General features: G+C 62.4%; 21 protein-coding genes and 1 pseudogene. 12 read left to right on the forward strand and 10 right to left on the reverse strand.

The window, feature by feature from the left end; all coding sequences use genetic code 11:
* The first annotated feature begins 118 nt into the window (after positions 1-118).
* The gene (locus B6S01_RS10745) at positions 119-751 is read left to right on the forward strand and encodes a hypothetical protein (protein ID WP_037467720.1); all 633 of its coding nucleotides are present in this window, start codon (positions 119-121) and stop codon (positions 749-751) included.
* A gap of 30 nt (positions 752-781) precedes the next feature.
* On the opposite strand, the gene B6S01_RS10750 is transcribed toward B6S01_RS10745, so the two are convergent.
* Entirely contained in the window at positions 782-1987 is a 1206-nt protein-coding gene (locus B6S01_RS10750; protein ID WP_197053229.1) for a cytochrome P450, read from the reverse strand.
* A gap of 221 nt (positions 1988-2208) precedes the next feature.
* Between B6S01_RS10750 and B6S01_RS21610 the strand changes: the two genes are divergently transcribed.
* Together B6S01_RS21610 and chrA are read left to right on the forward strand one after the other, a co-directional pair.
* Entirely contained in the window at positions 2209-2364 is a 156-nt protein-coding gene (locus B6S01_RS21610; protein ID WP_081570373.1) for a chromate resistance protein ChrB domain-containing protein, read from the forward strand.
* Positions 2365-2422: 58 nt separating this feature from the next.
* Positions 2423-3826, forward strand: a complete 1404-nt coding sequence (gene chrA / locus B6S01_RS10760) for a chromate efflux transporter (RefSeq protein ID WP_051908407.1) — start codon at positions 2423-2425, stop codon at positions 3824-3826.
* A 108-nt stretch (positions 3827-3934) separates the two neighbouring features.
* Here chrA and paoC read toward each other — a convergent pair whose 3' ends face one another.
* From paoC to B6S01_RS10785, 5 genes are all read right to left on the reverse strand, one after another.
* Positions 3935-6130 (reverse strand): aldehyde oxidoreductase molybdenum-binding subunit PaoC, encoded by a 2196-nt coding sequence (gene paoC / locus B6S01_RS10765; protein ID WP_037467719.1) that lies wholly within the window; start codon positions 6128-6130, stop codon positions 3935-3937.
* Positions 6131-6134: 4 nt separating this feature from the next.
* Positions 6135-7085, reverse strand: a complete 951-nt coding sequence (locus B6S01_RS10770; RefSeq protein WP_037467717.1) for an FAD binding domain-containing protein — start codon at positions 7083-7085, stop codon at positions 6135-6137.
* On the reverse strand, positions 7082-7720 hold the full coding sequence (paoA, locus tag B6S01_RS10775; protein ID WP_037467835.1) for an aldehyde dehydrogenase iron-sulfur subunit PaoA: 639 nt from the start codon (positions 7718-7720) through the stop codon (positions 7082-7084). Before paoA ends, B6S01_RS10770 begins: the two co-directional genes overlap by 4 nt.
* A 25-nt stretch (positions 7721-7745) precedes the next feature.
* Positions 7746-8657, reverse strand: coding sequence for an MBL fold metallo-hydrolase (locus B6S01_RS10780; protein ID WP_037467714.1), 912 nt, complete (start codon positions 8655-8657; stop codon positions 7746-7748).
* Positions 8658-8784: 127 nt separating this feature from the next.
* Positions 8785-11175: a TonB-dependent receptor gene (locus B6S01_RS10785; protein ID WP_037467713.1), complete on the reverse strand. Its 2391-nt coding sequence runs from the start codon at positions 11173-11175 to the stop codon at positions 8785-8787.
* A 784-nt stretch (positions 11176-11959) separates the two neighbouring features.
* On the opposite strand from B6S01_RS10785, the gene B6S01_RS10790 reads away from it, so the two are divergent.
* The 9 genes and pseudogenes from B6S01_RS10790 (at position 11960) to B6S01_RS10830 (ending at position 22919) form a co-directional block, all read left to right on the forward strand.
* Complete coding sequence (locus tag B6S01_RS10790; RefSeq protein WP_037467711.1) at positions 11960-13039, forward strand: putative urea ABC transporter substrate-binding protein; 1080 nt, start codon at positions 11960-11962, stop codon at positions 13037-13039.
* A gap of 36 nt (positions 13040-13075) precedes the next feature.
* Positions 13076-13890, forward strand: a pseudogene (locus B6S01_RS10795) (ABC transporter permease).
* Positions 13887-14687 (forward strand): ATP-binding cassette domain-containing protein, encoded by an 801-nt coding sequence (locus tag B6S01_RS10800; protein WP_037467708.1) that lies wholly within the window; start codon positions 13887-13889, stop codon positions 14685-14687. Before B6S01_RS10795 ends, B6S01_RS10800 begins: the two are co-directional and overlap by 4 nt.
* Positions 14680-15153, forward strand: coding sequence for a CopG family ribbon-helix-helix protein (locus B6S01_RS10805; RefSeq protein ID WP_037467707.1), 474 nt, complete (start codon positions 14680-14682; stop codon positions 15151-15153). The genes B6S01_RS10800 and B6S01_RS10805 overlap by 8 nt, the downstream gene beginning before the upstream one ends.
* The gene (locus B6S01_RS10810; RefSeq protein WP_037467705.1) at positions 15150-15971 is read left to right on the forward strand and encodes an urea amidolyase associated protein UAAP1; all 822 of its coding nucleotides are present in this window, start codon (positions 15150-15152) and stop codon (positions 15969-15971) included. Before B6S01_RS10805 ends, B6S01_RS10810 begins: the two co-directional genes overlap by 4 nt.
* A 21-nt stretch (positions 15972-15992) precedes the next feature.
* Entirely contained in the window at positions 15993-16628 is a 636-nt protein-coding gene (locus tag B6S01_RS10815) for an urea amidolyase associated protein UAAP2 (RefSeq protein WP_037467704.1), read from the forward strand.
* Positions 16625-20221, forward strand: coding sequence for an urea carboxylase (uca, locus tag B6S01_RS10820; RefSeq protein ID WP_037467703.1), 3597 nt, complete (start codon positions 16625-16627; stop codon positions 20219-20221). Before B6S01_RS10815 ends, uca begins: the two co-directional genes overlap by 4 nt.
* A complete protein-coding gene (atzF, locus tag B6S01_RS10825; RefSeq protein WP_037467702.1) occupies positions 20218-21987 on the forward strand; it encodes an allophanate hydrolase in 1770 nt (589 codons plus the stop codon). The genes uca and atzF overlap by 4 nt, the downstream gene beginning before the upstream one ends.
* Positions 21988-21989: 2 nt before the next feature.
* Positions 21990-22919, forward strand: a complete 930-nt coding sequence (locus B6S01_RS10830) for a Vgb family protein (protein ID WP_037467834.1) — start codon at positions 21990-21992, stop codon at positions 22917-22919.
* A 59-nt stretch (positions 22920-22978) separates the two neighbouring features.
* Here B6S01_RS10830 and B6S01_RS10835 read toward each other — a convergent pair whose 3' ends face one another.
* The 4 genes from B6S01_RS10835 to B6S01_RS10850 form a co-directional block, all read right to left on the reverse strand.
* A complete protein-coding gene (locus tag B6S01_RS10835; protein WP_409372949.1) occupies positions 22979-23305 on the reverse strand; it encodes a UrcA family protein in 327 nt (108 codons plus the stop codon).
* Positions 23306-23427: 122 nt separating this feature from the next.
* The gene (locus B6S01_RS10840) at positions 23428-23808 is read right to left on the reverse strand and encodes a hypothetical protein (RefSeq protein WP_231568046.1); all 381 of its coding nucleotides are present in this window, start codon (positions 23806-23808) and stop codon (positions 23428-23430) included.
* On the reverse strand, positions 23805-25373 hold the full coding sequence (locus B6S01_RS10845; RefSeq protein ID WP_037467700.1) for a tetratricopeptide repeat-containing sulfotransferase family protein: 1569 nt from the start codon (positions 25371-25373) through the stop codon (positions 23805-23807). Before B6S01_RS10845 ends, B6S01_RS10840 begins: the two co-directional genes overlap by 4 nt.
* Positions 25370-26320, reverse strand: coding sequence for a sterol desaturase family protein (locus tag B6S01_RS10850; RefSeq protein WP_081570455.1), 951 nt, complete (start codon positions 26318-26320; stop codon positions 25370-25372). The genes B6S01_RS10845 and B6S01_RS10850 overlap by 4 nt, the downstream gene beginning before the upstream one ends.
* Positions 26321-26368 lie beyond the last annotated feature (48 nt).

Here is a 26368-nt window from a genome sequence, read left to right on the forward strand (position 1 = left end):
TGATTCGATGATCGTCAAAATATGCCGGCCATCAGCAGTGCGTCAATAACATTTCGAAAAATGTCAAAATATCCAGTCTTCAGGCGAAACGATCCCCCGTCTTTGCCGTTGTACCAGCATGAACAAGACCTCCCTTCTCATCGCGCCCCTATGCGGCTTTCTTCTCATCGCCACTGGCTGTTCGGCCGATCCCCAACCGACTGACCAGGCGACCATGGCAAAGGGCGCAGATAATGGCAGTGGGTCAACGACCAGCGACGTCGCCGCCATCTCACCCGTGGATGCCGCCCCCGACACATCCCCGGCATCCTCCGCCGACCCGAAGGTCCTCGCCCTTGAAGGTCTGGGCGATCTGATGATCGGCGAACCCGTCCCCAAAGACAGCCGCTGGGCCGAGCGCGGTGCGCAAATCAGCGATGCCTGCCGCACGGTAAGTTCGCCGGATTATCCCGGTGCTTATGCGATCGTGACCGATGGCAAGGTTCAGCGCATCACATTGGGCCAACGATCATCCGCTAAACTGGCTGAGGGCATCGGCGTCGGAGCGAGCGAGGCGGACGTCAGGAAATGGTTTGTCGGCTTCCGCGAAGAGCCGCATAAATATGAAGAAGCGCCCGCGAAATATCTGACGGCGCCAAACGCGTCGAGCGGCTCGTCTGCGCTGCGTTTCGAGATCGGTGATGACGGCAAGGTCAAGATGATCCATGTCGGCCTGATGCCGGTGCTCGCCTATGTCGAGGGCTGCGCATGACCCGGCCCTGACCACCAGACGCCTGAACGGTCAGTCGCAAACAATCACGCAGTTGCGCAGTTCGTAGCCGGTCACCAGCCGGTTCCAGGAAAGATCCGGCGCTCGCTCGAGCTTCAGCCCCGGCACCCTCATCAGCCGGTCGAGGAACAGGCAGCTTTCCTGCAGTGCGACCTGTGCGCCGGGGCAGCGATGCTCGCCGTCCCCAAAGGCAAGCCCCGCATTGCCATATTTTGCGCTGACCTTGCGCCCCGGCCGAACCTGCATCGGGCAGGCGCCGAACGCCGCCACATCGGTATTGGCGGCGCGCACATCGACCGCAACGGCCTCACCTTTGCGGATATCCTTCGCGATCCCGTCCGTAGTCGGCAGATCGTCCTGAAGGCGGCGATAGATATAGCCGACTACAGGTTCCAGCCGCAGAATTTCCTCCAGGATCGCGATCTTGCCATGCTCGTCGGCCTCTAGAAAAGCGCCGCGGACCTCGTCATTGCCCAGCATGTGCCAGGCGGCCATGACGATGAACTCACGCGTGGTCGCCATACCTGCGGCGCCGTAGACAAGACATTCCGTCAGTATCTCGCGGCCATTATAGCCTTCATCGATCAAGTGCGAGATCACATCGTCCTTGCGCTGCTGCCTGCGCGATCGGATCGCCGGAGCCACATCCTTGTAGTAAAATCGCAGAACCCAATATTGCTGGCGGAGAAACCGGGCAAATGCCTGGATCGGGTTTGTTTGCGGATCGAAATCGCCGGTGAAGAAAACGTCCAGGCGCTTGGCGAGGCCCTTCGCGTCGCTATCGGTCAGGCCGACAATGTCGCCTGCAACCCCTACAGCCAACTCCAGGCTGAGATCATCCAGCTTCGCCCGCTTGCGCGCCTGAAAGCGGCTGACGAGATTGTCCGATAGGCGGATCATCAGGTCACGATAATGGGTGGTGACGATTTTCGGCGTGAAGAAGCGCGCGGTCGCGCCGCGCTGCACGCGATGCGCCTCGCCTTCGAGGAACAGGATCGGCTGGCGCGTGGCGCTGCCGATCTTGCCCACCTGTTCGGCCATGAATCCGGCCTGCCGCGCACCCTGGTTGCGAAGCACCGCGCGGGCATGATCGAAGGTCCGGGTGCGCACATTCTCCTTGATCGTCCCTCCGCCGACCGACGCCGCCGCTGACTTGCGATGGTCTTCGTTATCGGTGACAGGACACAGGACAGGGTTCAGAGGGGCTTGCGGGGTCACGTTTCTCGCCTTCCCGATGACTGACTCTGATTGGCATTCTGCCAAAAACAGGGTGCGATGTCTCCGGGAATCAACCAGGCCGCTTCCTGACACCGGACCCGGTTCGGTCGCGACCGGTCTTGGTGGCCGCGCTCACAGGATGATCTCCAATGCAGCAATCTTCTCGTCCTCCAGGTGAGGGGGGTTGTTGTTGGTATAGCGATTTCCGAGACCAAAATCTGATGATACACATATATCATGATTGCAGCCGCCACTATGATCCGCTGCCGGGCGCGCTGCGCTTCGACAGGGGCGATGCCGAGTTGACCCATGAACAGGACCGGTGCAGCTTCGAAACCCTGCTGCTGCGCGCCAATCTGACGAACGATCCGCGCTGATGGCGAGCGACGCTTTCAACCAGTTCCATGCCTTTTTCAGCAACAGAAGGACGGACCGATGACGACAGGCGCGTCCTCCATAACTCCTGCGGACACGCCTTCCGCCGGCGACCACGGCATCCCCTTGAACGAAGCCACAAAGGTTTGGGCCCGGATTGCCGCACTCAGCTTTGGCGGACCGGCGGGCCAGATCGCGGTCATGCACCGTATCTTGGTCGAAGAGAAACGATGGATCGGTGAGGAGCGCTTCCTGCATGCGCTTAACTACTGCATGCTGCTGCCTGGACCCGAAGCGCAGCAGCTCGCCATTTATATCGGTTGGCTGCTGCACAAGACGAAGGGCGGCCTGATCGCCGGAGCGTTGTTCGTGCTGCCCGGCTTTCTCGCCATATTGGGCTTGAGCTACCTCTATGTGCTGCTCGGCCATGTGCCCTTGATCGAAGGGCTTTTCTTCGGCCTGAAAGCAGCGGTGCTGGCAGTCGTGGTGCAGGCCGTCGTGCGCGTCGGATCGCGGGCGCTCAAGAACAACGTCATGCGCGGCATAGCCGCCGCTGCGTTCGTCGCGATCTTTTTTCTGGACGCGCCCTTCCCGGTGATCATCCTGGCCGCAGGGCTAGCCGGCTATGTCGGCGGACGCAGCGGCCTTCCGCAGTTCAAAGGCGGTGGCGGCCATGGCGCGGGTGGTGGGGAGGTCATTCATGATCGCGACACCGCGCTTGGCGAAGCGTTGCCCGAACATGCAAAGCCCAATTATGGTTGGTCGCTGCGGATCAGTTCGGTCCTGCTGTTGCTCTGGCTGGCGCCGGTTCTGGCGCTGTTCCTGACGCTAGGACCCGATGATGTGTTCTACCGCATCGCCAGTTTCTTCAGCCAGATGGCGGTGGTGACGTTCGGGGGCGCCTATGCCGTGCTCGCCTATGTCGCGCAGGAGGCTGTCGACACCTTCGGCTGGCTTCAGCCGGACGAAATGCTGGACGGCCTCGGCATGGCGGAAACCACGCCCGGACCGCTGATCATGGTGACGCAGTTCGTCGGTTTCCTTGCAGCTTTCCGCGATGCGGGTCAGCTCTCGCCATTGATCGCGGCAACGCTCGGCGCAATCCTCACAACCTGGGTTACCTTCGTGCCCTGCTTCCTCTGGATCTTCGCCGGAGCCCCCTTCATCGAGCGGCTTCGCGGCAACAAGGCGCTTTCGTCTGCGCTGACAGCCATCACCGCAGCGGTGGTGGGGGTCATCCTGAACCTCGCTCTCTGGTTCGCGATCCACACGCTGTTTGGAGAGGTCAGACTCCTCGCGACGCCGACGGGCTCTCTCGACGTGCCGGTGCTGGATTCAATCAACATCCCGGCGACACTGTTGTCGATCGCCGCCCTGATAGCAGTGTTCAGATTCAAGATCGGCGTCCTGCCTGTGCTGGGCGCATGTGCGGCAATCGGCGCTGCCTATGTAATCCTCGTCTGAGCTTGGACTTCTGACGGATGTGCGCCTGTCACCCGAGCGATCCGACCTCGGAACAGGAGACTGACGAGATGATCGAGCATACATAGCAGCGCTCGCCTTCAATTTTCATCATGTCAGCGGCGGAAGTTGGTTCAGGTGCTTGTCGAGCGTGATCGGGTAGTCGCGCACGCGGACGCCAGTGGCGTTGTAGATGGCGTTGGCGATGGCTGCGGCTACACCGCACAGCCCGAGTTCGCCCACGCCCTTTGCTTTCATCGGGTTGGCCTTGTCGTCCGCCTCCTCCAGGAAGATCACTTCCTGATGAGGGATATCGGCATGAACCGGCACTTCATAGGACGCGAGATCGTGGTTGACGAAAAAGCCGAAACGCCTGTCGACGGCCAATTCCTCCATCAATGCGCCGCCGACCCCCATGGTCATCGCGCCGATCACCTGGCTGCGCGCTGACTTGGGGTTGATGATCCTGCCGGCAGCGCAGACTGCCAGCATCCGGCGAATGCGCGTGGCGCCGGTGTAGGCGTCGACGCCCACCTCCACGAAGTGAGCGCCAAAAGTGGAAAGTTGCCACTTTTCCGCCAGTTCGCCAAATTCGATACGGTCCTCGGCCGTTAATCTTCCCGCTGCGGCTGCCTTGTGGAGTTCCGTCGACCGGTTGCCGCTGCGCACATAACCGCCTTCGAACAAAGCGCCGCCTGCTTCAATGCCCAGGCTTTGGAGGACCGCTTCCCGCAATTTTACACAAGCCGCATATACGCCTGCCGTGGCATTGGCCGCACCCCATTGACCGCCCGAACCCGCAGCGACCGGGAAGGTTGAACTACCGAGCTTTACTTTGACGGCGTCCATCGGCACGCCCATCATCTCCGCCGCGGTCTGGGCGATGATGGTGTAGCTGCCAGTGCCGATATCGGTCATGTCTGTTTCGACGGTTATGAGACCATCGGGGTCGAGATGGACCCGCGCGCCGCTGGCCCGATTGATATGGTTGCGAAAGGCCGCAGCTACCCCCATTCCGACCAGCCAGCGCCCGTCTCGCACCTTGCCTGGGACGGCATTTCTGCGCGACCAGCCGAACCGTTCGGCGCCTTCCGTCAGGCAGCGTACAAGCTGGCGTTGCGAAAACCGCCGTTCGGGTTTGGCGGGATCGACCTGGGTGTCGTTCTTGATCCGGAAGGCGACGGGATCCATTCCCAGCTTCTCGGCCATTTCGTCCATGGCGATTTCAAGCGCCATCATGCCGGGCGCCTCCCCCGGAGCGCGCATGGCGTTGCCTTCGGGCAGGTCGAGCACCGCCAGCCTGAGTGCGGTCAGTCGGTTCGCACCCGCATAGAGTAGCTCAGTTTGGGCGGTCGCCGATTCCGGGCCGCCGCCTGGTTGGTCCCCCGAGCCGCTTTCATGCGCGATGGCGGCGATCGTACCGTCGCGCCCCGCGCCGATGCGGATGCGCTGGCGGGTTGCGGGACGATGCGTGCTGTTGTTAGCCATGAAGGGCCGCGGCAGCGCAATCTTCACCGGCCGTGCCGCCGCCTTTGCTCCCAGCGCGGCGAGGACAGCGTCCGTCCGCAGGAACAGTTTTCCACCGAAGCCGCCGCCGATATAGGGCGACAGGAAATGGATTTTCTCCTTTGGCATGTTGAGCGTTCGGGCAAGGTCCCCGCGACCCCAGTCGATCATCTGGTTCGATGTCCAGATCGTCAGTTCGTCGCCCTGCCACGCCGCGATGGAAGCGAAGGGCTCCATCATCGCATGGGTGTGATCGGGCGTCGTATATTCGGCATCGATCTTTACCGCAGCGGCAGCGAAAGCAGCCTTGAAATCACCGACCGTCGCTGGCTCGCCGCCATTGCCAACGACTGGAGCGGTCTTCAACGCCTGGTCCAGATCGAACCGCCCTTGCGTACGGTCATAATCGACCCGCGCCATGGCGGCGGCGGCGCGGGCCTGTTCGAATGTCTCTGCGACGACGATAGCGATGGCCTGGTGATAGTGATCGACCTCCGGCCCGCCGAGCAGCTTCACCGTATTGAACTGTCCTTTGCCCAGCGTGCCGGCATCCTCTGCGGTGACCACCGAAATGACGCCGGGCGCAGCCCTTACAGCGTCCAGGTTCAGCCAGCGGAAGGTGCCCTTGGCGATTGCCGACCCGATCACATAGCCATAGGCGGGGTTCGCCGCCTCGCGCTGTTCATAAGCGTAGGGCGCGAGGCCCGTCGTCTTGAGCGGACCGTCGATCCGATCCTGCGCACGGCCGACAACGGACATCCTGTCGATGGGATTGGTCCCGGCGGGAACATTGAACTTCATGGGATCAGATCCTGGCTTGCGCGATGACATAGGCCAGCGCGCGCGTCGCGAGCGGCAGCTTGAAGCCATTGTTTCTTGTCGGCGTCGCCCCTTCAAAGGCCCGCGCGGTAACGGCCGCCGCACCTTGCGGCAGCAGCGCCTCGGCGGCTTCGATGCGCCAGGGCTTTGGCGCAACCCCACCAAACGCCACGCGGCCGATGCCATCAGGCTGGATCACGGCCGCGACCGACACGAGTGCGAAGGCATAGGAGGCGCGGTCGCGGACTTTCTCGTAGAAATGCTTGCCACCTAGGGGCGCGGGCAGCGTGACGGCGGTGATGAGTTCGCCGGGCTTCAGCACGGTATCCTGTTCCGGATTGTCTTCCCAGAGGCGATGAAAATCCGCAATCGGGATGGACCGGGTTCGCCCATGCGCATCAATCGTTTCCACAACGGCGTCGAGCACGCGCAGGGCTACGGCCATGTCGCCCGGAAAAGTCGCGATGCAGGACTTGCTCACTCCGATCACGCCGAGATGGCGGGAATAGCCGCCAACTGCAGCGCATCCCGAACCCGGCTTCCGTTTGTTGCAGGCCATGTTGATGTCGTAGAAATAGGGGCAGCGGGTGCGCTGGAGCAGGTTGCCGCCGGTCGTGGCCTTGTTGCGCAATTGTCCCGAAGCGCCGGCAAGGATCGCGCGCGACAGCACGGCATAGTCACGGCGCACACGTTCGTCCGTGGCAAGATCGGTATTCGTGACGAGCGCCCCGATCCGCAGGCCGCCCTGGGGCGTCGTTTCGATCTTGGTGAAGTCCAGGTCCTGCACATCGACGAGATGCGTCGGCGTTTCCACCTCGATCTTCATGAGGTCCAGCAGGTTGGTGCCCCCGGCGATGAACCGCGCGCCGGGGCGTTGCGCTACCGCCCGTGCCGCCGCGACAGGGTCCGTAGCGCGTTCATAGGTGAAGGCTCTCACGCGCTCTCTCCCGCGACGTCCGCCATCGCCTCGGCGATATTGGAGTAAGCGCCGCAGCGGCAGATATTGCCGCTCATCCGCTCCCGCATCTCCAGCGCCGTGGCGCGTGGGCTGGCAGTCAGATCGTCCTGAACGTGGCTGGGGATCCCGCGCGCGATCTCATCCAGAACCGCGACTGCGGAACAGATCTGGCCGGGCGTGCAGTAGCCGCACTGATAGCCGTCATGCTTGATGAATGCCGCCTGCATCGGGTGCAACTTGTCAGGCGTGCCCAGCCCCTCGATCGTGGTAATTTCGTGGCCTTCATGCATGACGGCGAGGCTGAGGCAGGAATTGATGCGCTTCCCTTCGACAAGGACGGTGCAGGCGCCGCACTGGCCGTGATCGCAGCCCTTCTTGGTGCCAGTCAGATGAAGATGTTCGCGCAGGGCGTCGAGCAAGGTCGTGCGCGGATCAAGCGCCAGCTGCTGCTTGCTTCCATTGACGGCGAAAGTGACGGACATTGTAGGAACAGGCCGGGCAGGCGGAAGTGCGGGGGACTCAGTCAAGGCAGGCGCCGCAGCCGCGACTGCCGTGACGGTCGTTCCGGCCAGAACGCCGCGGCGCGATATCTCCAGCTTGGGCCGATTGGCCATGAGTTCAGTCCTTTCGCGCATCTTTTCAATCTGGCCGCGGGGCGACCGGGTAGATGATGAAATCGTCATGAGCTTGCGGCCGCTCGGGCACGTCGAGCGGCGCCTTGAGGCCCTTTTGCAGCTCGACGATGCTGCGTTTCGGCAGTTCCAGCGGACGCTCGTCCGGGTGCGCCTGTGCTTCGTGCGGATAGTCCTGGCCAGGCGTTCGCGTCATTTCGATATGGGCGCCCAGCACTGCGCGGATCGGGTGTCTGGCCGCAAATGCCGCCACGCGATCCACGCTTGCCCGATTGTCCGCCAGAAAGTTGACGGGGATGTACAGGCGGCCGGGATAAAGCGTGTCGCCCGACAGCAGGATCTTCAACTGCGGATCGTAGATCATGATGGCGGCGGCCTGGTGTCCGGGCGCAGGCATGACCGTGAGGACGCGGCCACCCAGGTCGAAGCGAGCCGGATCTTCCGGCCACTTCGCTATGCCGAAGAAGCGAGCCACATCCTGACTCCCGAGTCCGATGACCGTCGTATCGGGCCGATCCTGAAATGCTGCGTCCCCGGCGACATGATCGCCGTGGCTGTGACTATGCGCCACCACGAGAGGAATCCGCGCGCGCCCCTTTGCCGCCAGCCATTGTGCCACGAGGCGGTCGATCACCGGCCTGATCCGGCCGCCCTGTGCGCCCGTATCGACCAGTAATGCCCTGTCTCGCCCGAAAAGAAGATATAGAAAGGGCGCTTCAAAGTTGGTTTTAATCGACTGTCGGATGACGAATGTGTCGCCGTCGAGCGCCTGAACCTGGGACTCAGGCTCCTGCGCGAGCGTGCCGTCGATCCATCGCTCCGGGAACAGGCCAGGAGTCTTTGTCGTTGCAGCCGGAACGGCCGACGCGCCGCAAAGCGCCATGGTTGCCAGGACCGTTCCGGCAATCCTCGCGAACATAGTCTCGGCCTCCCTTGATCGGGGCGCTTCCCGCACCCCTGTAGTTTGCTCCTGAACCGTTACGGCTCTCCCGGCAGGAAGGGGGCGCAACCCTTTGAAGGGATGCGCCCCGCCGATCTTGTCCCGTTCAGTATTTGAGCCGCGCTTCGATGCCGAAGGTGCGCGGATTGATAACCGTCTGCTTGTAATAACGCAGCACGACGCCATCGTTGAGGCCAACCCGCGAACGATCATTTGCGACTGAGGCCACCGCATATTTGTCGAAGATATTGTTCGCAAACAGGCCGATGCTGTATTTGTCGGTCTCGTAGTTCAGAGCCGCGCGATGCAGGACATAGCCGGGTAGCTTGTCGCCAAAAGCGCGATCCCAACCAAGCCGCGTCACCACATTGCCGCGATAGGTAGCTGTCCAATTGGCGACAATGCTGCCGTCCCTGACAGGATGGGCGTATGTCACGCCCAGGCTGCCGCTGTTCTTCGCCGATCCCGGGAGGCGGTCGCCGGAAAATGCATCCAGCTGAATGGGATTGCTGGGGTAAGTGCCCGCCGGATCGTTGACGGCGATGACATTGGGCACGTCCTCAGTCAGCCTGGCATCGACGTAGGAATAGGTTCCCTGGATCGACAAACCCGGAAGGGGGCGCAGCTGGAATGATGTTTCAAACCCTTCGGATTTCGCCTTGCCGCCATTGACCGTGATGCCAACAATGCCGTTCAGAGTGGCGGAATCGACCTGGATGCCGTCCCATTTGATCTGGAAGACGTTGAAGTTGAAGGTCAGTTTTCGATCAAAGAACTGAGTACGGATGCCGATTTCCGCATTCTTGGTGGTGTCTGGCCCATATTGAAGCTCGTTGGGCAGGGCGCAGACATTTTGCGCAGGAGGCGGGTTCAGAACGGGCGGGCAGGGCGCGACCGAGTTCGGACCGCCGATGCGATATCCCTTGCTATACGTCGCATAGAGCATGATGTCGTCGGTGAAGTTGTAGGAAGTGTTGAACTTCCACACAGTGCCGCTTTTCTTTGCTGTGCCGCCTGCTGCTTCGGCGTCATATGGGCTGAGTGGATCGCCCAGCAACGGGATGACTGCGCGCCCCCTGATGTTCGACTTATACTGGAACCAGCGGCCGCCCGCCGTTACCTGCCATTCCGGCGTAATGCGGAATGTGCCTTCGCCGAATATCGCCTTTTCGGTGACCTTCGATGTTGTGTAGGACGCATATTCAATCTCTTCAGGATTGGTCGCCAGATCAACCCAGGGATGGCCGGGAAGGATCTCGCGATAGTCGTTCTGCAGCTTCTGTTCGTTGTAGAAGCCGCCTATCGCCCAATTGAAGGGCCCGCCGTGGCGTGAGACGAAGCGGACTTCCTGATTGAACTGCTTTCGACTGTTGACGCTTTCATTGTAGCTCGAAAAAGCTGGAAAGCTCTCATAGCCATAGTCGAGGTCCAGCAGAAGGTCAGTGTTGTCCGAGGTACGGACATTGCGAACATTGGTGTAGGCGGTCGTCGCGACCAGGTCGGTAAAGTCCGCAATGTTCGCGTTGACTTCCATGCTGCCGAGGTGCGCGCGACGATTTACCGGTTCCAGATAGCGGGCGCCGTTTTCGTACCTGCCGGTTCCGAGTACCCCGTCGCTAGTATACTGGCCGCCATCGGTCTTGGTCCGCTGGAAGGCGTAGGTGAAATTGACCGACAGATCGGGGTTGAACTGGACCAGCAATTGGTTGCGCGTGGTGAAGGTCTTTTCGAAATTGACGTCCTTCCGCGCAGTCAGGTTTGCGGCATAATCCGCATCCGTTACACCGCCGGGGCCGCTTGGCTGTGGCAGCGACACGCCAGGTTCCTGCAGCAGCAGCGGAGAGTCGATGAAGCCAGGATCATAATAATAGCCGGTGGACGAACGGAAGGCGACATGATCCCGGATGATCGGGATGTTGATGACGCCATCCAGCTGGAAGCCAGCCTTTTCACCATGTTCCTTGGCATAGAGGCGGCTGTGCACTTCGCCGCTGATCGCCGTCAGGTCGGGGCGATTGGGTATGTTGCGGATGGCGCCGGCTAGCGTGCCAAGGCCATAGAGCGTGCCCTGCGGTCCAAGCAATGTTTCCACTCGCGCGATGTCGAGGAGCTTGAAGTCGTAATAGAGCGGAACTTCGCCCAAATAGACGCCCAGCGCGTCGTCATAGGACAAGCCGGTTGCATCAACATCCGAAGCGCTCAGTCCCCGAAGCACGATCGTTCCGGTAGAACCCGGACCAGTATCGGAAACTGTCATACCCGGCGTGAAGTCTGCAAGATCGCGAACATCGTCGATCCGCTGCCTGGACAATTGTTCAGCGCCTATTGCGGTGATGTTGATAGGCACATCCTGAATGGTGACTTCACGGCGAGTGCCCGTCACCACGATCTCGTTGGCGTCGCCAGCTTGCGGCATGGCGTCTTGTGCGACAGCCGGAGTGGTTCCGACGCCCATTAAAATGGTCGCGCCTAACAACGTGTTCCGAAACATTTTCATAGTCACTCCGACCCCCTTTCGGTTGAGCCCTTAAGTGACATCCCTCCTATTGGCGCTCTAGCCGAGCCTGGCGCCTTGTCAGATAGTTCGCCGGTAGATTGGCGATCTCGCGCCGATGTTCATGGCGCAGCCTTACTTCCCTGCGGACATGCCGCGACGATGCGGCGTCGCGACCTGTTGTTCGAGCATTTCGAGGACGATTTGGTAGACCGATCATGTTTGATGAGCTGGCAAGGACGACGACTGATGTCATCTCATCCAGCATTGCTGCATTACTGGTCTTGATTCGATCCACTTGCCCTCACTTCGATAGGCCGTCTTGCGGACGCTCAACTTTCCGTCTCGACGCTTTGCCGAACAATCACTCATACGGTATGGATATTACCTAATGCGTCAAGCGTAATATTTTTGCACTTGCTCAGTATGAGTAAAATCTGTGACGCGCCGCATCAAAATGGCCTTTTTGGGCCGTAGGACGCTCTTGCCTTCCAGCTTTGCAGGGGTCTTGGCAGGCGATGAGCCAGTCCTTCGGCAGCAACTGGCCGCCCTGATTCGCGAAGGCGCCACTCCTTGCCCGTTGCGAATGGGAGCTCCCGGATTGCTCATGTTCATTGATGATTCGCGTCAATGGCGGTCCGGGGATGCCTTGGGCAATGATCCTGTGGATGTGCCCGCCATCACGGGTTCATGCGAAAAATTATTACATATTCGACAACTTGTAATATTTTCTTGTGGACAACAGGATGAACCAAGGTGATGCTGCATTGCGAAAGGGGATCGAATCATGGTCAGGTTGATCGACAAGGTGGGCAAGGTCGCAATGCTTGCCAGCGCGCTGTTGCTCGCATCCTGTTCGCAGACGCCAGACCGGGGGGCGCAGCGTACGGATTTCAATATCGGCTGGTCGATCTATGCGGGGTGGATGCCTTGGCCCTACGCTCAACAGGCCGGCATCGTGAAGAAATGGGCCGACAAATATGGGATCAAGATCAACGTCGTTCAGGTGAACGACTATGTGGAATCGATCAATCAATACACGGCGGGCAAGTTCGACGGGGTGACCGTCACCAATATGGACGCGCTCACCATACCCGCTGCCGGTGGCAAGGACAGCAGCGCCATCATCGTGGGGGATTATTCCAACGGCAATGACGGCATATTGCTGAGAGGCGCGGACCAGATGCGCGCCATCAAGGGCCAGCAGGTCTATCTGGTCGAACTATCCGTCTCCCATTATCTGTTGGCGCGTGGTCTCGAGACTGCAGGGCTCAAGCCGACCGATGTGAAGGCCGTGAATACGTCCGACGCCGACATTGTGGGCGCTTTCGGGAGCCCGCAGGCCAAGGCCGTGGTTGCCTGGAATCCGCAGCTTTCGGTGATGAAGAATCAGCCGGGCGTTGCTCAGGTATTCAGTTCAGCCCAAATCCCGGGCGAGATACTTGACCTGATGGTCGTCGATACCGCTACGCTCAAGGCCAATCCGAACCTGGGCAAGGCGCTGACGGGCATCTGGTATGAGACCGTTTCCCTGATGCAGCGGCAGGACGCCCAGGGCAGAGCGGCGCGCGCAGCCATGGCGAAGCTGGCCGGATCGACGCCCGAGAGCTTCGAAAGCCAGCTGTCGACCACGCATCTCTATACCGATCCCAAGGCTGCGGTGAGCGCCACCTCAAATCCGGCGCTGATCAAGACGATGACACAGGTGCGAAATTTCAGCTTTTCCAAGGGGCTGTTCAAAGGCGCGTCGTCTGCCGATGCCGTGGGCATTGCCTTCCCCGGCGGCAAGACGCTCGGCGATCCGCAACGGGTAACGCTGCGGTTCGACGAAAGCTTCATGAAGCTGGCTGCTGACGGAAAGCTCTGACTGGTTCGTTTCGAATTTATCGAAAGTGATGTGACGATGCGTTGGGTGAACCGACATGCCCGCCGAGGCGACCGCATCTTCCTGGGTGCGTTGCCGATCCTGCTGCTGGTACTGCTTTACCTGTTCCTGGCGGTGCAGCGCCACGCTGCCAATCCCATGGACAAGATCCTGCCGCTGCCTGCCAGCATGGTGGATGCCATGGCGGCGCTCCTTTTCCAGGCAGACCAGCTTACCGGCCAGTTCGTCTTCTGGGCCGACACGCTGGCCAGCCTTCAGCGGCTTGGCATTGGGCTCGGCATCGCAACCCTGTCGGCGCTGGTCGTCGGCCTCCTGCTGGGCGTACTCCCCCCGGTACGCGCCACTTTCGGCCCCCTCGTAACGGTCGTCGCGGTCATCCCCCCATTGCCCTGCTACCCATATTATTCATTGCCCTGGGTCTGGGCGAGACCGCGAAGGTCGCCCTTATCGTCATCGGCGTCGCGCCGGTCATGATGCGTGACATCGCGGCCCATGTCGCAGCCCTGCCGCGCGAGCAGATCGTCAAGGCGCAGACACTGGGCGCAAGTTCCTGGCAGATCATGATCCGGGTCGCGCTGCCGCAGGCGATGCCCCGGCTGCTGCACACCATGCGCCTGGCGCTGGGGCCTGCCTGGGTCTTCCTGATCTCGGCCGAAGCCATCGCGTCCGACGTCGGCCTTGGCTACCGGATTTTCCTGGTCCGCCGCTATCTGTCGATGGACGTGATCATCCCTTACGTCGCCTGGATCGCGATCCTGGCCATCCTGATGGATGCTGTATTGACGCTCGCCAGCCGCCGGGCATTCCCTTGGGCGCATGGAGCGGGCCATTGAGCGCGCTCCTCTCCCTCCGCAACATCTGGGTCGAATATGGCGACAAGATCGTACTCGAAAAGGTCGATCTGGACATAGAGGCAGGTTCCTTCGTGTCGATCATCGGGCCGTCCGGTGCGGGGAAGAGCAGCCTGCTGCGCGTGGTGTTAGGCCAAGAGGTGCCCACCAGGGGGACCATCCTGCTGGACGGGCAGCCGCTGAAGCCGGAATGCGGTCCCGATCGCGGCGTCGTCTTCCAGCGCTACTCGGTGTTCCCGCACCTTTCCGCGCTCCGCAACACGATCTTCGGCCTTGAATGCGCCAAGGCCCCGCTGGCCGCGCGCCTGTTCGGCGGCGCGCGCCGGGCGGCCGCCGCGGAGGCGGAAGAGATGCTGCGATCAGTAGGGCTTGGCGACGCGCTGCACCTTTATCCCGCACAGATGTCGGGGGGGATGCAGCAGCGGCTGGCCATCGCACAGGCGCTCATCAAACGGCCACGCATCCTGCTGCTGGACGAGCCGTTCGGCGCGCTTGATCCGGGCATCCGGGCGGACATGCATGCGCTGATCACGCGGTTGTGGCGCGACTATGCGCTGACGATCATCATGGTCACCCACGATATCCGGGAAGCGTTCACATTGGGCACACGGGTACTGACGCTCGACAAGCGGCGTCACGATCCGCACGCCCCCCACCGGTTCGGCGCCACCGCAGTTTATGATCTTCCGCTGCTTCGGCGCACTGAACCCGCGGCCAGCGAAGACGCCGCAGACGAGACCAGCCCGCAGGATGACAAGGAGGCAATTGGCAATGGCTAGCGAAGGCACAAGCCTGGCGAGGCTCAGCATGAGCCTGCCCAGCGATCTGTTCCGGCAGCTTGACGCCATGGTGGTCGAACGAGAGCTGCCCTCGCGCTCCCAACTCATCGCCGAGTTGATCCGCCATGCGCTGGCCGAGCATGAGGCCCTGACCCGGCCGGACGAGATGCTCGCGGGCACCATCACCTTGGTTTACCGGAGCGACAGAGGCCGGGTCCGGCATCAGCTCGCCCAGACTCAGGCCGATTATCTCAAGGAGGTGATCTCGTCCCAGCATGTGTTCCTTGAGGGGGACCAGTCGCTTGAAGTGCTGCTGGTGCAAGGTCCTGCGACATTGCTGAAGGAATTATGCGATGCGCTGCGCAGGGTGCGCGGCGTCCAGCAGCTCCAACTTGTCACGACCACCGCGCTGCTTCCGCCGCTGTATGAGCAGGAAGAAAGCGGCCGCAAGGAGAATGCCGCATGACCGAAATTCTCGCCAGTCCATCGGACGCCCGCGATCATGCCCGCGCCATGGCGGGCAGGGTGGTCGAAGCCATGCCGGTGTTGCCGCCGGTGGCGGATGATCTTCCCCCAGGCGTCGCCGCGTCCCACCTGCTGTGGGAAGAAACCGTCGCAGCCGGTGGCTACGCCACTAGGCGGCTGCCACGCGGCGCGCGCCTGCGGCTGATCGATCTGGCAGGCGATGCCTGCGCGTCGATCCTGCTTTTCAACGCGGACATGCCGACCGAACGGCTCAACGTGGCCGACACGGTGAAGGTGCAGTGGAACGCCTATCTGGGTGAGGGCAAGCTGCTCCTTTCAGACATGGGCCGGGTGCTCATGAGCATATTGGAAGATGGCGCTGGCACGCACGACACATTCTGCGGAACGTCTAACGCGGTGACCAACGCCGCCAAATATGGCTCCGGCGCGAATAGCGGACCTTATCCGAACGGGCGCGACCGTTTCCTGCTTGGCGCGGCGAAGCACGGGCTCCAGCGGCGCGACGTTCACCCCTGCATCAATCTGTTCAAGGGTGCGAAGATCGAAGCTGGCGGCGCGATAACGCCGCTGGTCGGACCGTTTCCTGCGGGCCGCAGCGTCCTGCTGCGGGCGGAGATGGAGGTGATCATGGTCGTCGCAAACTGCCCGCACGTCCTCGATCCGAGGGATGCCTACACAGTTACTCCGCTGCGGGCGACAGCCTGGCGCGGGCCAGTGACGGGCGAGGATGATCCTATACGCAACGCGACGCCGGAGGGCCTCAGAGCCTTTCTGAATGTCGAAGATTATTATCGCTGACAGGAAGGAACAGCTTCCCACATGAGCATCGATCCCCATTTGGCGGGCCTTTCGGGGCCGGTCGTCCACGATGTCATCGTGCCTGCGCGCGCGCCATGGCTGCACCATATCGCCGCCGGCCAGACGCTGCGTATCGTCGATCTGGAGGGCAATCAGGCGGTCGACTTTCTCCTCTACGCGGCGGCTGACGACGCCGAACGCTACAGCGCGCAGGACACCGTGTCGGCGCAGGGCAACCTGTTCCTGCGCGAAGGGACGGTGCTGCGGTCGAACGAGGGGCGGCCGATGATGACCATAGCGGCGACCTCCGTAGAATATCATGACACGATCGGCGGCGCATGCTCATGCGAGTCCAACACGCTGCGCTACGGACACCACACCAAGGCGGAACATGCGTGCGTCGAGAATTTTCTGGAGGCGAACCTGCGCGAGGGGCGCGGCAAGCGCGACATCGTCTCCAACATCAACTTTTTCATGAACGTGCCGGTCGAGGAGGACGGGTCCTTGGGGATCGTCGATGGCATCTCCGCGCCCGGTCTTACGGTGGATCTGAAAGCGGAAATGGACGTCATCGTCGTCGTGTCAAACTGCCCGCAGATGAACAATCCCTGCAACGGCTTCAATCCCACCTCCGTCCGCATGATCGTGGCCGCATGAGCTTCGACACGGTCCTCATTGCCAACCGGGGCGCGATCGCCACTCGGATCATTCGCACGTTGAGGCGCATGGGCTTGCGCTCCGTAGCGGTATATTCCGAAGCGGATGAAGCATCGCTGCACGTCGCCCAGGCGGACGAGGCGGTCTGCATCGGCCCGGCGCGGGCTTCCGACAGCTATCTCAACATCGCCGCCATATTGGATGCTGCTCGCGCAACCGGCGCGGGGGCGATCCATCCCGGCTATGGCTTCCTCGCCGAAAATGTGGAGTTTGCGGAAGCATGCGCGGCGGCCAGCATCGTCTTCATTGGCCCCACGTCGGATAATATCCGCACCTTTGGCCTCAAGCACAGCGCGCGTGCTCTCGCCGCCGCGCATGGCGTTCCGCTCGCGCCGGGCACCGGACTGCTGACCGGCGAAGAAGAAGCGGTTGCCGCTGCGCACGAAATCGGTTTCCCCGTGATATTGAAGGCGACGGCCGGCGGCGGCGGCATCGGCATGCGCATTTGTGAGGACGAAGCCGACGTCCGCGAAGGTTTCGCCGCCGTTGCCCGCCAAGGCCAAAGCAATTTCGGCGATGCCGGCATCTTCCTTGAACGCTATATCCGCCGTGCCCGCCACATCGAAGTGCAGTTGTTCGGCGACGGGCAGGGCCGAATCATGCCGCTGGGCGAGCGGGACTGTTCGCTTCAACGCCGCAACCAGAAGGTGGTTGAGGAAGCGCCCGCCCCCTTGCTGCCCGAAGTCGTGCGCCGCGATCTAATCGCGGCTGCAACGCGCCTCGGTGAGGCCGCGAATTACCGATCGGCGGGAACGGTCGAGTTTCTCTATGACGCAGAGCGCGAGGAGTTCTTCTTCCTGGAGATGAACACGCGCCTTCAGGTCGAACATGGCGTCACCGAAGAGGTGATGGGGATCGACCTTGTCGAATGGATGATCCGTGGCGGCGCGGGCGATTTCGCCTTTCTCGATGCCGATCCGCCCGCTCCTCGGGGGCATTCGGTTCAGGTGCGGCTCTATGCCGAGGATCCGGCGCTCGACTATAGGCCGACTTCGGGCGCGCTGACAGCATTGGAGTTCCCCGCCGACATTCGTGCTGAAACATGGTGCATGGCGGGCAGCGAGGTCACCAGCTGGTACGATCCCATGCTCGCCAAGCTCATCGTCCATGCCGCGACGCGCGCCGAGGCGATCGATAAGATGCAGTCCGCGCTCGAAGAGAGCCGGGTGGATGGTATCGAGACGAACCTGCGCTGGCTGCGCGACGTTGTCCGCGCGCCCGCCTTTGTCAGCGGGGAGGTTTCGACGGGCTTGTTGGCGGGGATCGCCTCCAAGGCCCGAAGCATCCGCGTGATCAGCGGCGGCACCGCCACCACAGTGCAAGACTGGCCCGGACGCCAGAAGCTCTGGGCCGTTGGCGTGCCTCCGTCGGGGCCCATGGACGATCAGTCTTTCCGCCTGGGCAACCGGCTGCTCGGCAACCCTGAAGGGACAGCGGGCCTGGAAGTCACCGTCACCGGCCCGACGATCCTCTTCACGGCGGAAGCGCGCATCTGCCTGATGGGCGCCGATTTCGGAGCGACACTCGACGGTGAACCGGTTCCGCGCGGTGCAGCGATCACCGTACAGGCGGGTCAGACGCTGGCGCTTGGCCGCGCATCGGGTGGAGGGCTGCGCGGCTATATCCTGTTCGCCGGCGGTCTCGATATCGCGCCCTATCTCGGTAGCCGCAGCACGTTCGAGCTGGGCCGGTTCGGCGGCCATGCCGCACGCCGGCTGCTGGCAGGAGATACGTTGCACCTTGCGAGCGAGGAAACGGACGCGCCGCTGCCTTCGGCCACGCTGCCCGATCTACCCACCGAATGGACGGTGCGCGTCCTCTACGGCCCGCACGGCGCGCCGGACTTCTTCACGCAAGCCGACATAGCGTCGATCGCTGCTGCTGAATGGCAAGTCCATTACAACAGCAACCGCACCGGCGTACGCTTGATCGGGCCCAAGCCTGAGTGGGCGCGGGCGGATGGAGGGGAGGCGGGTCTGCACCCGTCCAATATCCACGACAATCCCTACGCGATCGGCGCCGTTGACTTTACCGGCGACATGCCAATCATCCTTGGCCCCGATGGTCCGTCGTTGGGCGGTTTCGTCTGCCCCTTCGTTGTCATCGCCGCTGACCGCTGGAAGATCGGACAGCTCGCGCCTGGCGACAAGCTCCGCTTTGTGCCGGTCAATATCGGCGACGCGGCCGCGGCGGACAGGTTGCAGCGGCGGCTGATAGCCTTGGGCGCGGCGGAAGATTCGGGTCCAGCCCGGCCGATCGACATGCTCTCGCCGATCCTTGCGGACATCCCGGAAGGGCCGGGGCGGCCACACACCGTCTATCGACAGCAGGGCGACCGGAATATCCTGGTCGAATATGGTCCCATTGTCCTCGACATCGAGTTGCGGATCCGGGTCCATGCGCTGATGACCGAACTGGAGCGGCTCGCGCTACCCGGCGTGGTGGATGTGGTGCCGGGCATAAGGTCGCTTCAGCTTCATTTCGATGGCGAAAGGCTGGATCAACGCGCCGCTCTGGCCGCCCTCATTGCCGCCGAAGAGCGGCTGGGCGATCTGGAGGATTTCACCATACCCTCCCGTATCGTGCATTTGCCGCTGAGCTGGCGCGATCCGGCCACGATCGAGACGATCGAGAAATATATGAGCGGGGTGCGCGCCGACGCTCCGTGGTGCCCGGACAATGTCGAGTTCATCCGCCGGGTGAACGGCCTGCCCGACGTGGCGGCCGTGGAAAATCTCATATTCGAGGCGAACTACCTCGTCATGGGGCTGGGCGACGTCTATCTCGGCGCGCCGGTGGCCACCCCGGTCGATCCCCGGCACCGGCTTGTCACCACCAAATATAATCCCGCACGGACTTGGACTCCGCCCAACGTAGTGGGCATCGGCGGTGCCTATATGTGCATCTACGGCATGGAGGGGCCAGGCGGCTATCAGCTGTTCGGCCGGACCATTCAGGTGTGGAACACGCATCGCCAGACGGATGCGTTCGTGGAGGGCAAGCCCTGGCTGCTGCGCTTCTTCGACCAGATTCGCTTCTATCCGGTCAGCGCGGAAGAGCTGGTGGAATGGCGTCGCGACTTTCCCAGCGGGCGGCGCTCGATCAGGATCGAGCAATCGGAGTTCCGGCTGGCCGACTATCGCGCCTTCCTGGCGGAAAATGCCTCGTCCATCGCGGAATTCGAGGCGCGTCGGCAGGCGGCTTTCGATGAGGAACGCGCCGAATGGCAGCGGAGCGGCGAGTTCGACCGCATCACGGACCTCGCCGAAGCCGACGCGCCCGGATCGCGAACGATCGAGATCCCGGATGGGGCCGCGCTGGTCGAGACCCCTTTTGGCGGGAGCATCTGGAAATTGCTGGTCGCTGTCGGCGACGAAGTGAAGGCTGGCGACACGATCGCCATCATTGAGGCAATGAAAATGGAATGTGCAGTGCAAAGCCCAGGCGCGGGGATTGTCGAGGCGCTCTATGTGCAGGAACGGCAGTCGTTACAGCCCGGCGCGCCGATGCTGGCGCTGAGGGCGCAGGCATGACCGCGCTCGACCGCCGCAGCGCGATCGCCATCGCGCAGGAGGTCAGGGGTGGGCGGACCAGCGCCCTTGCCGTGATGGAGGAAACGCTTGGGCGTCTCGCCGCCTATGACGCCGTCCAGCCGCAAATATGGATCAGCAGGCCCAGCGCGGAAAGTCTGATCGCCGCCGCCAAAGCCGTCGACGCTCGGCTGGCTGCGGGCGAAGACCTGCCGCTCGCTGGAGTGCCCTTCGCGGTCAAGGACAATATCGATGTGGCCGGGGCGGAGACCACTGCTGCCTGTCCCGCTTTCGCCTACAGCCCTGGCGCATCCGCAACCGTGGTCGACCGCCTTGCCGCAGCCGGAGCGATCTGTATCGGGAAGACCAATCTCGATCAGTTCGCGACCGGACTCAACGGGACGCGCAGCCCCTATGGTAGTCCCCGCAACGCCTACAACCTTGCCTACGTCAGTGGGGGGTCGAGTTCGGGCTCCTCGGTAGCGGTAGCGGCTGGGCTGGTCGCGTTCGCACTAGGCACCGACACGGCCGGGTCGGGCCGGGTGCCAGCTGCATTTCAGCATTTGATAGGCTTCAAGCCGACAAAGGGGCGGTGGAGCAATGCGGGACTGGTGCCGGCCTGCCGCACACTCGACTGCATTACCGTCTTCGCCAATGACAGCGGCGACGCGCGCCTGCTGGACAGGATCATCGCCGGCTTCGATCCGGCGGATGCCTATTCAAAGCCATTGGCCGACCGGCTGCTCTCCTGCAAGCGGATCGGCGTGCCGAGGCGCGACCAGCGGGTCTGGTTCGGCGACGCGGAGTCGGAATATCTGTATGATCGTGCGCTGGAGCGGCTTGGCGGGCTGGCCGAACTGGTTGAGATCGACATCGCGCCGCTGCTGGAAGCAGCACAGCTGCTCTATGGCGGGCCATGGGTCGCGGAACGCACAGCCGCTTTGTCCGGCCTCCTGGCCGACGATCCGGGCGCCATCGATCCGACCGTGCGGGAGGTGGTGGAACCTGGCCTTACGATCAGCGCGGTGGATCTGTTCAAAGGCATCTATCGCCTGGCAGAACTGAAGCGGCATGCCGATAAGCAATGGGCGGAGGTCGACCTGCTGGCGTTCCCGACGACGGGCACGACCTTCCGCGTCGGCGAATTGCTCGCCGCGCCGGTTGCTCTCAACAGCGCCCTCGGCTTCTACACCAATTTCGTGAACCTGCTCGACATGGCGGCTGTCGCCGTTCCTGCGGGCAGTCGCGCCAATGGCACGGGCTTTGGCATCACCCTGATCGGGCCGGCCGACACGGACCGCGCCCTGCTCGATGTAGCGGACGCCTATTTCGCCGTCGCCGATCTTCCTTCCCCACCGCCACTAGATCTGGAGGGCAAAATGCAGACTGTGAAACTCGCCGTTGTGGGCGCGCACCTGAAGGACATGCCGCTGCATTGGCAGCTTACGTCGCGCGACGCGCAGTTCGTCGGTGCTTTCGAAACCGCGCCCAACTACCGGCTTTACGCGATGGCCGACAGCGTACCGCCCAAGCCGGCGCTGGTGTATAGCGACGAAGGCGGTCCGATCGCGCTGGAAGTCTATGAGCTGGGCGTTGCCGAGTTCGGCAGCTTCGTCGCGGAAGTGCCCGCGCCGCTCGCCATCGGCACGGTGACGCTGGCGGACGGCAGCAGCGTCAAGGGCTTCGTGGCCGAGCCGCGCGCGATAACGGGGGCGGAAGACATCACCGCCCTTGGCGGCTGGCGCGCCTATATCAACCGGGAAGGATGATCATGACGAAGCTTCCAATCCTTGGCGCCATGCTGGTGGCGGGCTGTGCCACGGCGGCTGCCGCGTCGCCTGCGCACGGGGAACAGGTGATAAAGGTTCCGGGCTTTGCCGACTTTCTGGCGGTCGATGGCGACAGCGTGTGGGCGACCAACGACGCCCGCGTCGAGCGTTGGTCGCGGCAGGGCAGGATCGCATCGGTGCCGATGGCCAAACCCTGCGGCGCGATGGCGATATTGGGCGATGCCTTGTGGGTGGCCGATTGCGACGAAAAGGCGCTTGTCCGAATCGACAGGATCAAGGCGCAGAAGAGCGCCACCATCCCTACCGGCATCGCCAATCCCAAGGGCGAACTAAACGTCGTCGCCGGGGCAGGATCGGTCTGGGTCGCGAGCGACCAGAAGGGCGTGGTCTCACGCATCGATCCTGACAGCAATGAGGTCACGGCTACCATCCCGGTCAGCGTGGGCACCCATTACCTCGCCTTCGGCTTCGGCTCTCTGTGGGCGGTCAGCAGCGAGGCGGGGACGATCCAGCGCATCGATCCGGCCAGCAATATGGTGATCAAGACCACGGCGCTCGGCAAGGAGCCCGCTTTTCTGGCCGCCGGGGAAGGAGCCATATGGGTTCAGGAGCAGGGTGACGGAACCGTCGCGCGCATCGATCCAGCAAACGGCGAGGTCACCGGCCGCGTCAAGGTTGGCGAAGTGCTGAAATATGGGGACATCGACACCGGGGCAGGCATGGTGTGGCTGCGCACCACGGAAGATCAGACCTTCGTCGTGATCGACCCCGACACGATGACGGTCAAGGCGCGTGTCGGCAATGCAGAGGGCAGCGGCGCGCTGCGTTTCACCAAAAAGGGCCTGTGGACTTCAGCGCATGACGTGCAAACGCTGACCTGGTGGCCCAACCCGAAGAAACTGGCAAAATAAGCAGGCTGTTCCTCCGTCGCCCTGAAGAATGGGGCGGCGGAGGTGAACCAGCCAAGCAATTAGCGGGCGGCGACCTGGACCGGCTTTGCGTTCATGGCCAAGCGCGCTTCGATCTGCGAGCGGACATCGGCCAGCACGGCGGCGCGACATTCCTGGGCTTTTGCTTTGGCTGCGAGATGCACTGCGGCGAGGCGTTGGCCACATACGGCGTTGGCGGCCTGATCCATGCGGATGGCCAGGCGCTGCTGCCCGTCTGCCGAAGCGAGGTCGAGACCCTTGAGGTCGAGGATCGTCTGATCCTGAGCGAAGGGGTTGTCGGCGGCGAAGGCGGAAACGGGAATCGCGCATGCGAAAGTGGCGAGAGCCACAAAGCCAATCTTCATCATTGTCTCCTGTGCGTCAGACGAACGCCGCTCTCCGGCGACTGCGGATCACATAGAAGCGAGCAATGATTATTTCAAGACTACAATGAAATTTGTTCGATTATTACTAGGGCGTTACCTCAATATTACTTGGGCCTGATGACGAGCATCGTCAGTTTCTCCGGCCGGACAAACATGCCGACAGGCAGCCTGGCCTTCGTTTCCTCGCCATCCACGGAGACGGTCACGGTGCGTGCGTTGGGCGCGGACCAGGCGCGGAAGGTTTCGACCGGCAGCCGGGCCTGCCAGCGGCAATCGCCTTTGACCGCAATTTCATGGCCGTTGATGCTGACCGGGGCGTGCCGGTCGTCGCGGCGGCCGGTCACGAGCAGGCAGTCACCCGTTGAACATTCCACCAGTCGCGTGCTCGGCTCCGGCGCAGCGAGTGCTGACGTGGCCGAACCGAGGAGCACGGGGATCAACATCCATTTGGCGGCTGGTGGCATGATCCGGTTCCTTTCTGTCATGATATGTCGATCCCGGCCTGCTCGAAGAAGCGGCGCACGGGTTCCAGGACGTCGGCATGCCGTTTCCATCGACCGACCGAGTCGGCATAGATCGGGCGGCGCACCTGGGCGGCGCTGGGGGTGGAAACCGGGGCATGGTTCGTGTGGAAGGACAGGCAGCTGTCCGACCAGTCGAGCCCGCAATGGGCGAGCAGGCGGCGGCTCTCGCCTTCCTGATCGGCGACAATATCTTCATAGCGCAGTTCGATCAGGCGGCTTGGCAGGGCTTCGCGCCACAGGCTCATCAGCCGGTCGAAGCGGGCGTAATAAGCAGCAATGTCGAGCAAGTCGTAGCTATAGTCATAATAGCGGGAACTGACTGCGAAGAGATTGCGGAAGTTGCTGAGCACCGTGTCCATGGGGTGCCTGCGCAGGCAGACGATCCTGGCGGCGGGCAGGGCGCGGGCGATGAATCCCGCATAGAAGAAGTTGCCCGGAAACTTGTCGATAAAGCGGAGTTCCGGCTGCCGGCGGTGATGGGCGGCGCGGTCCAGATAGTCGCGTCCGATCATCCCAATGTCAGCGCGTGCGGCAGCCGCAATGGTCTCGGCGTCCATGACCGTGGGGGATTTCGTTCCAGCCGCTTTCTTCACGGCAAGCGGCATGGCCTGCAACTCGCCGGCGCTCTTGACCAAGGGATGGGATGACAGGATGCGGTCGACAAGCGTGGTGCCGGTGCGGGGCATGCCGATGATGAAGATGGGTGCATCGCCCGGCGCGTCAGACGCTGGAGCCAGCGGCCATGCGCCTTCCACGGCGTCGAACAACGCTGCGTCGCGGGCGAAGGCATAAGGCAAGTTTCGACGATGCTCTGCATTGGTCGCGCAAAGCTGCTTCAGCGCTTCGTCCGGCCTGCCGACATCCTCCAGTTCCTTCGTCAGCGCGTAGCCCAGAAGCAGCCTGCTGCGGCTGTCCTTCGCATCGGCAAGCGTGGCAGTCAGGCGATCTACATGATTGTTGTCCGGCCTTTGTTTGCGGAGCGCGGACAGGAGATGGTGCGCCCGCGCGTCCTGCGGGGCGAGCGCTAGCAACGCCTCCAGTGCTGTCTCTGCCTCGTCTGAGCGGCCTAGAAAATTGAGCGTCGTTGCCAGATTGTAGCGGTAATTGATGTTTGGCGGGTCCAGCCGGACAGCCTCTTCGAAATGGCCAAGCGCGGCGCCATGATCGCCCAGGCGCGCATAGACGCAGCCAATCGTGTCGCGGCTCAGTGCATCCGTGGGCGGGGCCTTTTCGGCATCATGCAGGATCGCTGCGGCATCGCCGTCGCGGCGCATCATGACGAGGAGCCGGGCGAGTTGAGCCCGATATTCCCCTTGAGGATCCAGCGTCACTGCTCGATCCAGATGTTCGATACCCGCGCCGATCCGGCCATCATTTGATTCCGCCAGGCCAAAGATGAAGTGGCCTTCGGCATCGCTGGGATCGCTTGCCATCATCCTGGCAGCGAACTGGCGCGCCGCCTGGACGTCGCCTTGGGCCAGCGCATCGCGTGCCGGACTGACCCGCAAGGCGCATGTGGCCGTCATGCCGCGATCGGGCTCTCTATGGCTTCTGACCGGGGCCGCTCCACCACCGCCTTGGCAGGGGCACTGCTGTCTCCGCTCGTCTCCGCCGAACCCTTGCGCGCCTTATATCGCGCAATCAGCGGCTCGAAGGGGAAAATCGTCTGTTCCCAGATCGACAGGCGGCGGCGTTCGTCCTGGCCGACCAGTTCCGCTTCGCCCTCACGATAGGTGCCAAAGATGCGGTCGAGACGGATCAGCGAATTGCCATAGTTGCAGCGGGTGCTTTCATAATCGGTCGAATGATGCAGGCTGTGGTGCCGGATCGTCGTGAAGAAGAAGGAGTAGAAGATCGGCGGATCGGACCGCACATTGGCGTGAGCAAAGGTCGAAATGACGCCAAGGACATTGATTGCCGCAAACACTGCGGTTGTTTGAAGATCGAACAGCGCCACGATGCTGAGGCTGATCAGCACCAGCTCGATCGGATTTCCGACCGTGCCTTTCGCTGCATTCAGTTGCGTGAGGTGGTGATGCGGGGCGTGGGTGAGCCAGAAGGGCGTCACATTGTGCATCAGGCGATGCATCCAATATTGCCCGAATTCGATCAGAAATACGACGAGGCCGACTTGCGCCAGCCAAGGCATGCGCATGGCCCATTGCGTCGTGATGCCTAACGAACCCTTGACCGCTGCCAGCGGTTCTTCACCGACCTTGCGCGACACCCATGCGATGACGGTGGCGCTGAGAACCGCGTAGAAGAGGTCGGTGAAAAATTCCTGTCGGTTCATGCGCCAACCAGCGTGGCGTTCATGGACCTGCTCGAGCAGGAGCACGCTGATCGTGATGAGCGCGGACATACCGACCAGGGTCAAAGGATGGTCCAGCAGGATTTCAGGACCCAGGGCCCAGAAAAACAGAAGGGCTGCGACCATCGCGGGCGGCATGTAGTTGAAGATGTTATCCTTCATCGCACTTGTCGTTTTGCTTGCCATGGTCGCGACGATCATCGTTTCTCG

Origin of the sequence: Sphingobium herbicidovorans, from assembly GCF_002080435.1 — a bacterium.
GTDB classification, from domain to species: Bacteria; Pseudomonadota; Alphaproteobacteria; order Sphingomonadales; family Sphingomonadaceae; genus Sphingobium; species Sphingobium herbicidovorans.